Source organism: Streptomyces sp. B1866, from assembly GCF_031932565.1.
In the GTDB taxonomy this organism is placed as follows: domain Bacteria; phylum Actinomycetota; class Actinomycetes; order Streptomycetales; family Streptomycetaceae; genus Streptomyces.
On sequence record NZ_JAVSCF010000577.1, the window covers coordinates 1 to 684 of the forward strand.

Sequence of the window (684 nt, forward strand, 5' to 3'; positions counted from 1 at the left end):
CCCGGGCCCCGCCCCGGCCGCCCCGCCGGCCCCCGGGCCGGTGTCCGGACCGGCCGCGGAGGCGGTGCGGGAGGTCCTCGCGGCGGGCGGCGCCCCGGAGCACCTGGCCGGGCGGGTCCTGGCCACGCTGGGCGAGCGGGCCGGGGAGGCGCTGCGCGCCGACCCGTGGCGGCTGCTGGCCGTGCCCGGCGTGCGCCAGGACCAGGCCGACGGATTCGCCCGCGCGCTGCTCGGCCCGGAGTGCGGGCCCGGCGACGAGCGGCGGACGCGGGCGCTGGTGACCTGGCTGCTCGAACGGGCCGCGCGGGAGGGCCACACCGCCGTGGAGTCACCCGTGCTGCGTGCCGCGCTCGCCGGGATGGCGGTGCCGGATCCGGACGCGGCGCTCGGCGCGGCCGCCGCGGACGGCGAGGTGCTGGCCTTCCACGACGCGCGGGACGACGCCGACGCGGGCCCCGCCCGCGACGCAGACGCCGACGAGGCTCCCGTCCGCGTCCTGCTGGGCCTGGAGCGCTACGCCCTGGCGGAGGACAGCCTCGCCGACGGCCTGGCCCGGCTGACCGGCGCCGCCCCCGTGCCGGGCGGCGGGCGGGCCGCCGCCCAGGACGGCGCGGCCGGTGCCCAGGACGGCGGGGCCGCACCGGACGGCGCGAGCGCGGACGGCGCGAGCGCGGACGGCGAGCC

Annotated in this window: 1 protein-coding gene; it reads left to right on the top strand. The window is 83.8% G+C overall.

Going from position 1 to position 684, the window contains the following annotated elements:
* Positions 1–40 precede the first annotated feature (40 nt).
* A partial coding sequence (locus tag RKE29_RS30270; RefSeq protein WP_312008899.1) for a helix-hairpin-helix domain-containing protein occupies positions 41–684 on the top strand: 644 nt, incomplete at its 3' end.